This window comes from Bradyrhizobium sp. KBS0727, from assembly GCF_005937885.2.
Lineage (GTDB): Bacteria > Pseudomonadota > Alphaproteobacteria > Rhizobiales > Xanthobacteraceae > Bradyrhizobium.
This window is the reverse complement of the sequence record NZ_CP042176.1, coordinates 600,331-614,887: the sequence shown is the minus strand read 5'-3', so window position 1 is coordinate 614,887 and position 14,557 is coordinate 600,331. Positions and strand designations below refer to the sequence as shown.

Sequence of the window (14,557 nt, the reverse complement as noted above, 5' to 3'; positions counted from 1 at the left end):
GTGGGCTCAATGCAAATGTGCTTCGCGAGGGGCAGCCAATGGGACCGGCGTTGCCACCGTATGGCGCCGGCGCGACTTCACCTTGAGCGCGATTTATTCCCGCTACTTCGCGCCACGGTGTCGCGGTGAATTGTCGCAATTAACGACGTCATCGCAAGCAGTTGACGCGTTGCGAGCGCGGTTTGATAATGCAAGATGCGTAGAGTAAGGTCGCCGCGGCGCAAGCTGGTATCGGCGCCTTTTTGGCTGGACTGCTGCGATCTGGACCGCCGTCATTATGAAAATTCGCCTAGCATTGCTTACCCCGTTGATTTTTTCGGCCGCGATTTTCTCGGCCTCGATCATCCCATCGTTCGCAGCAAGCGATCGCTATGCGCTGGTCATCGGCAATGCAAAATATCCGGATGCCGAAGCCCCGCTGAAGGAGCCGATCAACGACGCCCGTGACGTCGCCGACGAACTCAAGCGCGACGGCTTCAACGTCGATGTCGGCGAGAACCTCACCGGCGAGCAGATGCGCCGCGCCTTCGACCGGCTTTACGGCAGGATCAAGCCGGGCTCGGTCGCGCTGGTTTTCTTCTCGGGCTTCGGCGTGCAGTCGAGCCGCCAGAGCTACATGATCCCGGTCGATGCGCAGATCTGGACCGAGCCTGACGTTCGCCGCGACGGTTTCAGCCTCGAGACCGTGCTGGGGGAGATCAACAGCCGCGGCGCCGGTGTCAAGATCGCCCTGATCGACGCCTCCAGGCGCAATCCGTTCGAGCGCCGGTTCCGCAGCTTTTCGGCGGGTCTTGCCCCCGTCATCGCGCCGAACGGCACGTTGGTGATGTATTCGGCAGCCTTGTCGTCGGTTATTTCCGACAATGGCACCGACCACAGCCTGTTCGTGCGGGAACTTCTCAAGGAAATCCGTACCCCCGACCTGATGGCGGAGGAATCGCTGAACCGTACCCGTGTCGGCGTGACCCGTGCCTCGCGCAGCGAGCAGGTGCCGTGGATTTCGTCGTCGCTGGCCGAGGATTTCTCTTTCATCCCCGGCGGCACCGGACCGCGGCCGTCAAGCCCGCCGCCGCCCGCGGTGGTTGCGGCGCCTGCCCCCGCGCCCGTACCGCCACCTGCGCCCACCCCTACGCCTCAAGTGGCGGCTCCCGCACCGCCTTTGCCGCCGCCACCGGCCCCGCCCAGGGTCGAGGCCGCGATTCCCCCGCCTCCGCCGCCGGCGAAACCGGTCGAGAGTACCCCGGCAACGCCGTCGCTTGCCGACGATCCGACCATCAAGAGCCTGACCGCCAGGCTCGTCGACAATCCCGACGACGGCGCTGCGCTGTACCGGCGCGGACAGGTCTATGCCAGCAAGGGCGCCTACGATCTCGCCATCAAGGACTTCAACAATTCGCTGCGGTTGAACCCGAAGGACGTGGAAGCGTTTAACAACCGCTGCTGGGCGCGCACGGTGATCGGCGACCTGCAGGCCGCGCTGAAGGATTGCAACGAGGCGCTGCGGCTGCGGCCGAACTTCGTCGATGCACTCGACAGCCGCGGTCTGGTCAACCTGAAGAGCGGCCAGACCAAGAATGCGATTGCTGATTTCGATGCCGCCCTCAAGATCAACCCGCGATTGACCTCGTCGCTGTACGGACGCGGCGTTGCCAAGAAGCGCAACGGCTCGATTTCGGAAGGCGATCTGGATATCAACAATGCAAAGGCGATGGACCCCAATATCGCAAAGGAATTTGCCGATTACGGGGTGCAGTGACGATTTTTTGAGGCGAAGGATGGCGTTTGCTGAACCCCGGAGCAGGCGTCCAGACTAACGGAAATAGTAGGCCGCGGCCGATTGGTCCGGCAACGCATTTGCATCACGTTTGGAACCGCGCGGGATGCCCGCTGGAGGGACTGGCAATGTCAAGGAAATCTGCAACCCGAACCCTTGGCGCGATCCTGTCGATCGCGACGATCGGCGCCGCAATTTCGTTCTCGACGGTGGCCGCCCGGGCCGAAGACAACGACAAGAACGTCACCGAAGATCAGATCGTCCGCGCACTGGCTCCCGAGAAGAAAGCGCCGCTGACCCGTGGCCTTTCGGTCGGACCGCAGCAAACCGTCGACCCGGCGGCAGCCGCCGCCGAGGGCAAATTCGTGCAGCAGATCCGTGGCCGATCCACCCGTTCGCTGTCGAGCACCGAGCGCGAAGAGATCGCCACCATCGTCAAGGACAAGCCCAAGATCGATCTGGAAATCAACTTCGACTACAATTCAGCCGATATCAGCGCAAAATCGCTGCCGTCGGTCCAGGCACTCGGCCGCGCGCTGACCAACGCCGATCTGAAGGGCTCGACCTTCGTGGTCGCGGGTCATACCGATGCGGCCGGCGGCGAGTCCTACAACCAGGATCTGTCCGAGCGCCGCGCCGACGCGATCAAGCGCTATCTCGTCGACAAATTCGGCATCACCGGCACCGATCTCGTTACCGTCGGTTACGGCAAGAGCAAGCTCAAGGACCCGAGCCAGCCGATGGCCGAGGTCAACCGACGCGTCCAGGTCGTGAACATGGAAAACAAGGCCACCGCGTCCAAGTAACAAGCGTGGCGCCGACCAGGATTTTCCGGCTACAATACGTCCCGCAACACCCGTGCGGGACGTATTCGTTTTGGGCGTCATTCAAGCTTCTCGGTCAACCGAATGCACCCCTACCTGATTTGACTTGCAGTCTGGATTGACCCCGCGATGAAGTTCTCCGAATACCTCAAACCTGCGCTTGGAGTGGCATTCTTTGCTGTGCTGGGCGTCGGCTATTACTGGTTCGAGCACCGTTCCCGCGCCGAAGAAAAGGAAACGCCGGGCCAGGCGCTGGTGATCGTGACCAAATCCACCAACGCCTGCTTCTCCGACATGGTCCGGGTCACCGGCTTCATCGTGCCGCGCCGCGAAGCGCAGGTCGGCGTCGACCAGGAGGGATCGAGGGTCACCGACGTGCTGGTCCGCGAAGGCGACACAGTCACCGAAAATCAAGAACTGGCGCGCCTGACACCGCCGCCGCCGCAGCCGGGAGTTCCCGCCGGCCGGCCCGGGCCGACATCACTGCGCGCCCCGGCGGCCGGCCTCGTCACCGAAGTCAGGACGGCGGTCGGCGCGCTGGCCTCGCCGCAGGCCGGACCGATGTTCCGGATTTCGGTCAACAATGAAATCGAGCTGGAGGCCGAGGTGCCGAGCGTCCATCTGCTCAAGCTCAACCCCGGCGCCACGGTGCGGATCAGCCGCGACGACGCCCCCGATGTCGTCGGCAAGGTCCGGCAGATCTCGCCGCAGATCGACCGCGCCACTCAACTCGGCAAGGTCCGGATCACGCTGAACAACAACCCGTCGCTCAAGGTCGGCATGTTCGCCCGCGCAAATATCGACGCCAAGCGTTCTTGCGGCGTCGCCGTTCCGCGCACCGCCATCGACCGCCTCACCCTGCAGGTGGTCAAGGGCAATACGGTGGAGACGCGAAGGGTGCGGGTCGGTCTGACCTCCGACACGTCAACGGAAATTCTTGAAGGCCTCGATGTCGGCGAAACCGTCGTGGCCGATGCTGGCACCTCGCTGCACGACGGCGACCAGATCAAGACCATGTTCGCCGATGAACTCGAGCGCACGCGGACACGCTAATGGCTTTGAATATCTCGGCATGGTCGATCCGGAACCCGCTTCCGTCCATCGTGTTTTCGATCATCCTGCTGGTGCTGGGCTGGGTGAGCTTCACCAAGCTGGCGGTGACGCGGCTGCCGAGCGCCGACATCCCGGTGATTTCGGTGGCGGTCTCGCAATTCGGCGCCGCGCCGTCGGAACTTGAGTCGCAGGTCACCAAGACGATCGAAGACGGCGTCTCCGGCGTCGAGGGCGTGCGGCATATTTCCTCCTCGATCACCGACGGATTGTCGCTGACGACAATCCAGTTCGCGCTCGAGACCAATACCGACCGCGCGCTGAACGATATCAAGGACGCCGTCACCCGCGTTCGCGCCAACCTGCCGCAGAACGTCACCGAGCCCTTGATCCAGCGCGTCGACGTCATCGGCCTGCCGATCGTCACCTATGCCGCGATCTCGCCCGGCAAGACGCCGGAGCAATTGTCCTATTTCGTCGACGACGTCGTCAAACGCGCGCTGCAGGGCGTGCGCGGCGTCGCCCAGGTCGAGCGCATCGGCGGTGTCGAGCGCGAGATTCTGGTCTCGCTCGATCCCGACCGGCTAGCGGCCGCGGGTCTCACCGCCGTCAATGTCAGCCAGATCCTGCGCGGCACCAATGTCGACCTCGCCGGCGGCCGTGCCGAAATCGGCAAGAACGACCAGGCGATCCGGACACTGGCTGGCGCCAAGACACTGAACGAACTCGCCGGCACCATGATCCCGCTGTTCGGCGGCGGCGAAGTCCGGCTCGACGATCTCGGCACCGTCACCGACACCATCGCCGACCGCCGCACCTTCGCCCGCTTCAACGGCGAGCCGGTGGTCGCGCTCGGCATCAAGCGCTCCAAGGGCGCCAGCGACGTGGTGGTCGCCGCCGCCGTGCAGAAGCGCATCGACGTGCTGAAGGCCGCCTATCCCGACGTCGATCTGAAGCTGATCGACACCTCGGTCGAATTCACCAAGGGCAACTACGACGCCGCGATTTCGACCCTGTTCGAGGGCGCGATTCTTGCCGTTGTCGTCGTGTTGTTGTTCCTGCGCGACATCCGGGCCACCATCATCGCCGCGATCTCGCTGCCGCTGTCGATCTTCCCGGCGTTCTGGGCGATGGACCTGCTCGGCTTCTCGCTGAACCTCGTCTCCTTCCTCGCGATCACGCTATCGACCGGCATTCTGGTCGACGACGCTATCGTCGAGATCGAGAACATCGTGCGCCACATGCGCATGGGCAAGACGCCCTATCGCGCCGCGCTGGAAGCCGCCGATGAAATCGGCCTCGCCGTGATCGCGATCTCGCTAACCATCATCGCGATCTTCGCGCCCGCCAGTTTCATGTCCGGTATCGCTGGACAATTCTTCAAGCAGTTCGGCATCACCGTGTCGGTGCAGGTGTTCTTCTCGCTGCTGGCCGCGCGCTTTGTCACGCCGGTGCTCGCCGCCTACTTCCTGAAGGATCATCCGCACGACGACCCGCCGCCCGGCCGCGTGCTGCAGACCTACACCAGGCTCGTGACCTGGTCGGTGAAGCACTACTTCATCACCGTGCTGATCGGCTTCGGCATCTTTGCCGCCTCGATCTGGAGCATCACGCTGCTGCCGCAGGGCTTCCTGCCGGCGCAGGACACCGCACGTTCGCTGCTGGCGATGGAATTGCCGCCCGGCTCGCAGCTCGCCTATACCGAGAAGGTGACGGAAGAAATCGTCGCCCGCCTGCGCAAGCGGCCGGAGGTGAAGAGCATCTTCGTCGACGGCGGCCGGGTGCCGCCGGGAACGCTGGAGGTGCGGCGCGCCGCGCTGATCATCAATTACACCCCGAAGACGGACCGCAAGATCACCCAGCGGCAACTTGAACTGGAGATCAGCCAGGAACTCGAAAACGTTCCCGATATCCGCTTCTGGTTCCTCGACGAAAACGGCCTGCGCGCGATTTCGCTGGTTGTGACCGGCGTCGACAGCAACATCGTCAACAACGTCGCCAGCGAACTGGCAACCCAGATGAAGCGGATTCCGATCATCGCCAATGTGATCTCGGAGACCTCGCTCGACCGGCCCGAGCTTCGGATCCGGCCGCGGGCGGAGCTCGCCGCCCGGCTGGGCGTTTCGACCGAAAGCCTGTCGCAGACGATCCGCGTCGCCACCATTGGCGACGTCGGGCCGGCACTCGCCAAATTCGATGCCGGCGACCGCCAGGTGCCGATCCGCGTCCAGCTCGAGGACAACGCGCGCGGCGACCTGCAGATGCTGCAGCAATTGCGCGTGCCGCTCGGCCAGCGCGGCGAGCGCGGCGGCGTGCCGCTATCGGTCGTCGCCGACATCCAGCTCGATCAGGGCCCGACCAGCATCAACCGCTACGACCGGGAACGCCAAGCGACAGTTGCCGCCGATCTCGTCGGCACCGCTGCGCTGGGCGACGCCACCCGGAAGATCTACGAACTTCCGGTCATGAAGAGCCTGCCGAAGGGCGTGAAGGTCAGCCCGTCGGGCGATGCCGAAAGCCTGAACGAATTGTCGGAAGGCTTTGCCACCGCCATCACCGCCGGCCTGATGATGGTCTATGCGGTGCTGGTACTGCTGTTCGGCACCTTCCTGCAACCGATCACCATCCTGTTCTCGCTGCCGCTCTCGATCGGCGGCGCGATCGCGGCGCTGCTTTTGACCGGCAAGCAGCTCACCACGCCGGTGTGGATCGGCATCCTAATGCTGATGGGCATCGTCACCAAGAACGCCATCATGCTGGTGGAATTCGCGGTCGAGGCGATCCGCGATGGCAAGAAGCGCGACGAAGCGATCATCGACGCCGGCATGAAGCGCGCCCGCCCGATCGTGATGACCACCATCGCGATGGCCGCCGGCATGATGCCTTCAGCGCTGGCGTTCGGCGCCGGCGGCGAATTCCGCTCGCCGATGGCGCTCGCCGTGATCGGTGGCCTGCTGTTCTCGACGGTACTGTCGCTGGTGTTCGTCCCGGCGATGTTCATGATGATGGACGACCTCGGCGCGTTCATCTGGCGCTTCGGCAAACTGCTGCTCGTCTCCCACGCCGAAACCGAGCCCGCGGGCCACGCCTCTGATCACGACGAGCCGCCAGCCAAAGGCCCGCCGGCGGCGCCACCGGCGATGTCACCCGCGGCGAAGTGAGGATAAAGCCCTAATCGTTCCGCGCCACCGCCGTCAGCTTTGTCATGTTCTGCAGCAATATCCTGCCGCGCTGCAGGTCGAGGATGCCGTCCTTGCGCCAGAGCTGCAGTTGACGATTGACGCTCTCGCGGGCGGCGCCGACGAAGATGCCGAGTTGTTCCTGCGAGATGTGCACCTCCGATCCGAAATCGTCTGACAGCGCGCAGAGCCGGCGCGCGAGGCGAACCGGCAACGGCTGCAGCACCGATTCCTCCATGCGCTCGCTCTGCCAGCGGATGCGCTGGCACAACAGCATGATGATCTTGATCGCGACCTTGGGCTCGCGTTCCAGGAAGGCGAGGAAATCCTCGCGCCGCAGCACGAACAGTTCCGAGGGCTCGCCGGCGGCGGCATCCGCGGTGCGGCTCTGGCCGTCGAGCACCGCGACCTCGCCGAACAGGTCGCCCGGGCCCATGAAATTCAGCGTCAGGCGGCTGCCGTCGGAGGCGCCGGTCTCGATCCGGATCTGGCCGCGGCGGACCCCATACAGGGCATCGCCGGCGTCACCCTTCTGGAACAACATTTCGCCGACCGCGAGCTGCTGGGTATGGCAAAGGCCGGAAATGCGCTGCAATTCATCGGCGCCCAGATCCGCGAACATCGGATTCATTTTCAGGATGACCGCAAATTCGGCCTGTTTACTCATTGTAGTATTGCCTTCCAAATCAGTCCCAACCAGCCCGCTAGCCGGTTAGCAAAATTTGACCGCATGGAAGTGTGTCATAAGTCACATAACTTTGCAGTAGCCTTGGATTATTTTTGGCTTCTTTGGGCGCTGTTCCTTTCCGGGATAAACTCGCCCGATCGGCCGCGTGCGCCTGTGACGCGGTCGAACTCGATGCCGGTGACCCGGTCTGGAATGTCGAAATGAGAGCATTGAAATTCGCCGGCGCCGCTATCGCAGCCGTGATCGTCGTCATCGCGCTGCTGCTGTTGGTCGGCGTCCCCTCCTCGTTCCTGACCGCGCAGATCACGGCCCGGGTCGAGCGCGAGACCGGCTACAGGCTCACCGTCAATGGCGGCGCCGGGATCGGCCTGTGGCCGTCGCTCAACGTCACCCTGAACGACGTCACCCTGCAGGACCCGAAAGAGCGCGACAACGACAATCGCATCACCGCCGGCAGTATCCAGGCGGATATGACGCTGGCCAGCGTGTGGGCCGGCAAGCCCGCGATCACCGAACTCGTGGTCGTACGCCCCGTCGTCAACGTGCCGCTGCAGCGCGAGCGGCTCAAGGATGCGGCTCCCGCGCCGATGCCCCGGGCCGCAGGCGCCGGCAACGCCGTTTCGATCGAGCATGTCAGCATCACCGGCGGCACGGTGGTGTTTTCCAACCTGCGCGACCGAGTCGAGAACCGGATCGAGACCATCAACGCCGACGTCACCGTGGATGCCGATCGCAGGATCCGGATATCCGGCAATGCGCGCAGCGGCGACAGTCCGCTGAAATTCGAGATCAAGGCGGCTCCGTCAGCCCCGCCGCTCGAACGGCAGAACATCCCGACCGAGATCAAGCTCGATGCGCCCGGCCTGTTGCCGGCACAGCTTTCGGCCAAAGCCGAGGTGCGGCTCAACGGCGCGGTGGTGATGATCAACGGACTGAGCGGCGTGCTCGGCGACGACGCATTCAACGGCTGGGCCTCGATCGATCTGGCGAGCAAGCCGCTGGTCAAGCTCGATCTGGACTTTCAGCGGCTGGCACTGGCGAAATCGCCTGATCGCGCCGATTCTGCGGCGCAGCCGTGGAGCAATGCGACGATCGACCTCACCGGCCTCAATTATGTCGACGTGCAGGCGCGCATTTCCGCCGCCGAACTCACCATCGGCGACGGCCATTTCGCACCCGCCGCGATCGAGGCGACGCTGGCGAGCGGCGTGTTGAAGGCACGGGTCTCCAACCTCGGCGCCTATGGCGGAACCGCCAATGGCGACGTGACCATCGACGCCTCGACCGCGAACCCCACCTTTACGCTGCGTACCGATCTCACCGGCGTGCGCGCGCTGCCGCTGCTGAACGGCCTTGCGGATTTCGACAAGCTCGACGGCAAGCTGCAGACCAGGATCAGCGTGCGTTCGTCCGGCACCAGCCAGCGCGCGATCATGGCGAACATGTCCGGTACGACGTTTGCGGTGTTCCAGGATGGCGCCATCAAGGGGCTCAACCTCGCGCAGATGATCCGCTCGCTGACGGCGAGCACGCTGTCGGGCTGGCAGGAGAGCAGCGAACAGGCGACGGACCTGACGCAACTGTCCGCCTCGTTCAAGATCGACAAGGGCCAGGCGCAGACCACCGACCTCAACCTGGTCGGCCCGCTGGTGAAGATGACCGGCGTCGGCACCATCGACCTCGGCACCAAGCAGATCGGATTCCGCGTCGAGCCGAAACTGGTCATGACCACCGAAGGCCAGGGCCGCACCGCCGAGCCGGTCGGGCTCGGCATTCCCGTCATGATCGAGGGACCGTGGGGCGCGCCGCGGATCTATCCGGAGATGCAGGGCATGCTCGACAATCCTGAGGCGGCGTACGCCAGGCTCAGGGAGATGGGCAAGGGCCTGTTCGGCGCTGGCGGCGCCGGACTTGACAGTGCCGGCATTGGCGCCGCGCTCGGCGGCCTGCTCGGCGGCGGCCAGGCCGGCGCGCCGGGTACCGGTCAGAGCGGCAAGGCGAACGATCCACTCGGCGGCCAGCTCGGCGAGGCCATCGGCAATCTCCTGCAGCAAGGTTTGAGCGGGTTGGGCCAAGGCGGAACAGGTCAAGGCACCACGCGTCCGAGCCAGGGCCGCAATATTCCAAGCCCGAACGCGTCCACCCCAGCCGCCCCCGCCGAGACCACCGCGCCCCCGGCCCCCGCTGACACGACCGCGCAGCAGGACAGCCAGCCGATGAACGACGTGCTGCGGCAACTGTTCAACCGCTGAGCCACTGCTTCTGCTTCGCGCACGCTCTGCCCTCCCCGAATTCGGGGCTAACCATGCCGGCGGAGAGCCGGTCGGGGGCCCCAATTCGTGCTAGAACGGACCCCATGCGCGCCTCCCCACGGGGCCCACTTGCGGCAACGAGGCTGATGCGCCTTTCGAGGCATGGCGCACGAGGGTCCGGATGAGCGGGGTGAAGGATAAGATCTGGTTCCTGCGCGAGGGCCTGTTCGCCAAATACGTCATCGCCCTGGTCGGCCTCGTCGTGTTCGTGCTGGCCGTCAACGGCGCGATGGAAATCTGGATCAGCTACCGCGGCATCAAGACCACGCTCAACGACGGCATGTCGGAGAAGGCGGAGGCCACCGCCAGGCACATCGAGCAATCGATGGCCGACCTCGAGCGGCAGATTTCCTGGGCGACCCGCGCCTATTCCAACACGATCGAGCTGCGCCGCGCCGACTATGCGCAACTGCTGCGGCAGGTCCCCCAGGTCAGCCAGCTTTCGCTGCTCGACCCCCGCGGCCACGAACAGCTCCGGCTGTCGCGCCGCACCGTCAATGTCGGCAGCAACCTCGATTTCTCCCGCGACGTCTCCTTCACCGAAGCCTTCGCGCGCGGCACCGGCTATTCGCCGCCGTATTTCCGCGGCGAGCATCCGTATATGTCGATCGCGCTGTCGCATTCCGATTCCAACGTCACCGTCGCCGAGATCGATCTCGACTTCCTCACCGAATTCCTCGGCGACGCCCAGGTCGGCAAGGTGGCCTTTGCCTATATCGTCGACGGCATGGGCCAGGTGCTGGCGAGTTCGTCGAAGGGGCCCGAAGTCGGCAAGATCCTGTCCGCGCTGCCGCAGGTCGCAGCCTTAATCAAGCCCGGCGGCGCAGCGCTTTCGACCGGCACCGACGGCGCCGGTCATGACGTTTTGACCACGTCGAGCCCGGTGCCGAAGCTCGGCTGGCACGTGTTCTACGAACAGCCGACCGCGCAGGCGCTGACGCCGATCCGCGACCAGCTGGCGCGGATCGCGCTGTTGATCGCGCTCGGCCTCGTGGTCGCGATCATCGCCGGCACCATCATGGCGCGCCGCATGCTGGTGCCGATCACGGCATTGCGCGCCGGCGCACGTCGTCTCGGCGCCGGCGAGTTCGGCCACCGCATCGAGGTGAAGACATCCGACGAACTCGAAGAGCTCGCCAACCAGTTCAACAGCATGGCGGGGCAGCTGGCGGAGACATATTCCGATCTCGAATGGAAGGTGACGGAGCGGACGCGCGATCTGGCGCAGTCGATCAACGAGCTCAAGGTGCTCGAGGAAGTCGGCCGCGCGGTTGCCTCCTCGCTCGATCTCAACGCGGTGCTGCCGACGGTCGCCGCCCGTGCGCTCGAGATTACCCATGCCGACGCGGTGCTGATCTACGGCTATGACGCCGCGAACCGCCAGTTCAACCTGACCGAGGCGATCGGCATCGACAGTGCGGACGAAGGCGGCCATCGCGCCATCGACGAGGCCGGCAGCCCGCTCGGCGACGCCGCGGCGAACAGCGAGCCGATCTCTATACCCAATCTCGACGCGACATCAGAGCATCCGCTGCGCGACATGGCGGTCGACGCCGGCTTCCATTCGGTGCTGGTGGTGCCGCTGGTCGACCAGCAGGGCATTTTGGGCTCGCTGGTGGTGTTGCGGCGGAACGCCGGCGAGTTCTCGCCGAACCTGATCGGGCTGATGAAAACCTTTGCGCACCAGGCGGTGCTGGCGATGCGCAATGCGCGGCTGTTCACTGAGGTGGACCACAAGAGCCGCGAACTGCTGACCGCGAATGACACGGTGCGCCGGCAGGCCGACAAGCTGCAGCAGCAGACCGACCAGCTCAAAGACTGGAACAAGTCGCTGGAACAGCGGGTCGAGACGCAGCTCGGCGAGATCGAGCGCATCCGCCGGCTCGAGCGTTTCCTCGCACCGCAGGTGGCGCAACTGATCGCGTCCTCCGACGGCCATGAAGGCCTGCTCGACAGCCACCGCCGCGAAGTCACGGTGGTGTTCTGCGACCTGCGCGGCTTTACGGCTTTCACCGAGCAGACCGAGCCCGAAGAGGCGATGAACGTGCTGCGCGAATATCACGCCGCGCTCGGCGAACTGATCTTCCGCTACGAAGGCACGCTCGACCGCTATGCCGGCGACGGCGTGATGATCCTGTTCAACGCGCCGATCCAGTTCGAGGACCACACGGCGCGCGCGGTGCGGATGTCGGTGGAGATGCGCGACACCATCGGCCTGCTGACCGAGAAGTGGCGCAACCGCGGCCACAATCTCGGCTTCGGCATCGGCATCGCGCTCGGCTATGCCACGCTCGGCCAGATCGGCTTCGAACAGCGGCTGGAATACGCCGCGATCGGCAGCGTCACCAATTTGGCGTCGCGGCTGTGCGACGAAGCCAAGGCCAACCAGATCGTGGTGTCGCGGCGCGTCTACGGCATGGTCGAACCCTGGGTCGAGGGCCGAGCGATCGACGATCTCAACCTCAAGGGTTTCAATCACCCGGTGCTGGCCGCGGAGATTCTGAGCTGGCGCGAAGAGGTCGACAACGTGGTGGATGCCGCGGCGGCGGCGGCAAGGCGGAAGAAGCAGTCCTGAACGCGAATGCGTTCAGGCCCGGCGAAGCCCCTTGGCGAAGACGGGCGGGTGCCGTCGCACTCCACTGTCATTCCGGGATGGTGCGTTAGCACCAGACCCGGAATCTCGAGATTCTCCGATGTGCAATTGCACATCGTAGTTCGAGGCTTCGCATCGCCCCGGAATGACGGCCGGATTTGATTATCAAACAGCCACACACGCCAAATCATCCCGCAGCGCCACGCGCCCGAGGATTTGCTCGTAACCTTGCCCTCGAAAATCAGAGGGCGCAGGGAAGACCGGGTGCGCGCCGCACCCGCGGTCTCGTGCGCAATGTTGCAGAGGAATGCTGCGCCCGAGCATACAGGTTTGGCGGAGGCATCCGGCCTTCCCTGCGCAATGGCTTTACGGCTTATACGTGATCGCCCTGGTGACCCTGCTTTTTGTGACACCATCGCTCTCAGGCCGCGTTAGCCGCCCTCGAACTTGACGCCTGCATCGGGGCGTCAGACCCACACGATTTCACCGTACGCTAAAGGCCACCTCGTCTTGCGACCTTTGGCGTCCACCGCAGCCCTTCCCACGCCGTGACGATCGCGATACGCCCCTTGTGTCCGCGAAATCTGCCAGAATGTGCGAACGGGCGGTTCTCGCAAAACCGCCCGTCGCTGGAACTGAGCCCGTGACGCCCCAAAGGCGGCAGAGCCTGAGATCAGAGCAAGGGACAGCTCCGGTGGTCTTCCTCAACCCGAATAGTTGCAAGGGCTTCGAGCCCGAACCGAGCAAGGAAGGGAGTAGAAGATGGCACAAAACGACCTCGTTGTCGTCGGTATTGACGTGGCCAAAGACAAGGTGGATGCCTGCATTCGCAGATTCACGTTGCGGCAAACGTTCCCGAACACCGCACAAGGTCATCGCAAGCTGGTTGCCTGGCTGAGAAGATACCAAGTGGGCAAGGCGGTGATGGAGGCAAGCGGCGGCTACGAGCTGGAATGGCGCAACGTGCTGCACAAAGCCGGCATCGAGGTGCGGATCGTCGATCCCAGGCGGGTCCGCAGCTTTGCGCAGTCGGCCGGACGCTTGGCGAAGAACGATCCGATCGACGCGGAGATGATCGCCTGGTTTGCCGAGACGTTCAGCCAGGCGCCGGGCCAGACCCCTGATGCCGCGCGTGAGGAACTCGCGGCGCTGGCGAAAGCGCGCACGGCCCTGGTCGACGTCAAGATCCGCCTGCAGGCTCAGGACGAGCATGCGGCCCCAGAACCGGCCCGGAAGGCTTATGCGCGTGTCTTGAAGAACCTCGCCGCCGAAATGGACAAGCTCGAGGCCGCAATCTCTGCCAAGGTCAAGGCCACACCGGAGTTTGCCGAGCGTGCCGAGATCATCGAGAGTGTTCCGGGCCTCGCGCACGTGACGTCCGCGATCCTCATTGCAGGAATGCCCGAGCTCGGACAGGTCAGCGACGAGGTCGCCGCCGCCCTGATCGGCGTTGCCCCTTACGACGATGATAGCGGCAAGCGGCGCGGCGAGCGCTACATCAAGGGCGGGCGCCGCTGGGTGCGAAACGCATTCTACATGCCCTGTCTCGGCGCAGCTACGCAGTGTAATCCGGTGCTCAAGGCCTTCTATCAGCGTCTGCTTGCCAAGGGAAAGGAGCCCAAGGTTGCGCTCGTCGCCTGCATGCGCAAGCTGATCATCATTCTCAACACGATGCTCGCACGCCGCCAGAAATGGAATCCCGGCCGTCACGCCACGGGTTGACTGCGCGAGCGCACTTACTGCGCTCGGTCTCCGACCGTGCGCATGGAAAGCCAACAGACCGACGAGCGGGCGGGGTCAAGGCCGTAGCCGCCGAAGGCGGGGGCGCGTCAGCGCCAGCCTTGAGGCCGCCCGATCGCCGGGCTACTTCTCAGCATGGTTGCTCTGGCGGGATGGGATGCATGCATTGTGCGGTTGATTCCACCAACTCTCAAAGAGGATCATTTTCTTGATTCGGTATTGACACGATCAATCGCCAAGCCGTGAACTGATTTGCCCGTCGGGCAAGATTTGCGGAAGAGCAGCTGTCTAGGATCACTACGCACCCGGCCTTAGGAGGGCTCAACATCGCGTACACTATCGCCCCTCCCACGCCCGTGACGATCTTCATATGTGCCGCTCGAAATATGCGGCATAT

Annotated in this window: 8 protein-coding genes; 7 read left to right on the top strand and 1 reads right to left on the bottom strand. The window is 64.4% G+C overall.

The features are described 5' to 3' along the window. Positions 1–277: 277 nt before the first annotated feature. The 4 genes from FFI89_RS02885 to FFI89_RS02870 all read left to right on the top strand — a co-directional run bounded on the left by FFI89_RS02885 (position 278) and on the right by FFI89_RS02870 (position 6,809). On the top strand, positions 278–1,756 hold the full coding sequence (locus tag FFI89_RS02885; RefSeq protein WP_138832728.1) for a caspase family protein: 1,479 nt from the start codon (positions 278–280) through the stop codon (positions 1,754–1,756). A gap of 146 nt (positions 1,757–1,902) precedes the next feature. Beyond that, a complete protein-coding gene (locus FFI89_RS02880) occupies positions 1,903–2,580 on the top strand; it encodes an OmpA family protein (RefSeq protein WP_138832726.1) in 678 nt (225 codons plus the stop codon). A gap of 147 nt (positions 2,581–2,727) precedes the next feature. After that, positions 2,728–3,651 (top strand): efflux RND transporter periplasmic adaptor subunit, encoded by a 924-nt coding sequence (locus tag FFI89_RS02875; RefSeq protein WP_138832724.1) that lies wholly within the window; start codon positions 2,728–2,730, stop codon positions 3,649–3,651. Continuing rightward, positions 3,651–6,809: an efflux RND transporter permease subunit gene (locus tag FFI89_RS02870; RefSeq protein ID WP_138832722.1), complete on the top strand. Its 3,159-nt coding sequence runs from the start codon at positions 3,651–3,653 to the stop codon at positions 6,807–6,809. Before FFI89_RS02875 ends, FFI89_RS02870 begins: the two co-directional genes overlap by 1 nt. A gap of 10 nt (positions 6,810–6,819) precedes the next feature. On the opposite strand, the gene FFI89_RS02865 is transcribed toward FFI89_RS02870, so the two are convergent. Next, positions 6,820–7,494, bottom strand: coding sequence for a Crp/Fnr family transcriptional regulator (locus FFI89_RS02865; protein ID WP_138832720.1), 675 nt, complete (start codon positions 7,492–7,494; stop codon positions 6,820–6,822). A 221-nt stretch (positions 7,495–7,715) separates the two neighbouring features. Between FFI89_RS02865 and FFI89_RS02860 the strand changes: the two genes are divergently transcribed. The 3 genes from FFI89_RS02860 (at position 7,716) to FFI89_RS02850 (ending at position 14,142) form a co-directional block, all read left to right on the top strand. Next, on the top strand, positions 7,716–9,767 hold the full coding sequence (locus FFI89_RS02860; RefSeq protein WP_138832718.1) for an AsmA family protein: 2,052 nt from the start codon (positions 7,716–7,718) through the stop codon (positions 9,765–9,767). Between the two features lie 181 nt (positions 9,768–9,948). Continuing rightward, complete coding sequence (locus FFI89_RS02855) at positions 9,949–12,402, top strand: adenylate/guanylate cyclase domain-containing protein (protein WP_138832716.1); 2,454 nt, start codon at positions 9,949–9,951, stop codon at positions 12,400–12,402. A gap of 780 nt (positions 12,403–13,182) precedes the next feature. Next, complete coding sequence (locus tag FFI89_RS02850) at positions 13,183–14,142, top strand: IS110 family transposase (protein WP_138831594.1); 960 nt, start codon at positions 13,183–13,185, stop codon at positions 14,140–14,142. Positions 14,143–14,557: the final 415 nt, after the last annotated feature.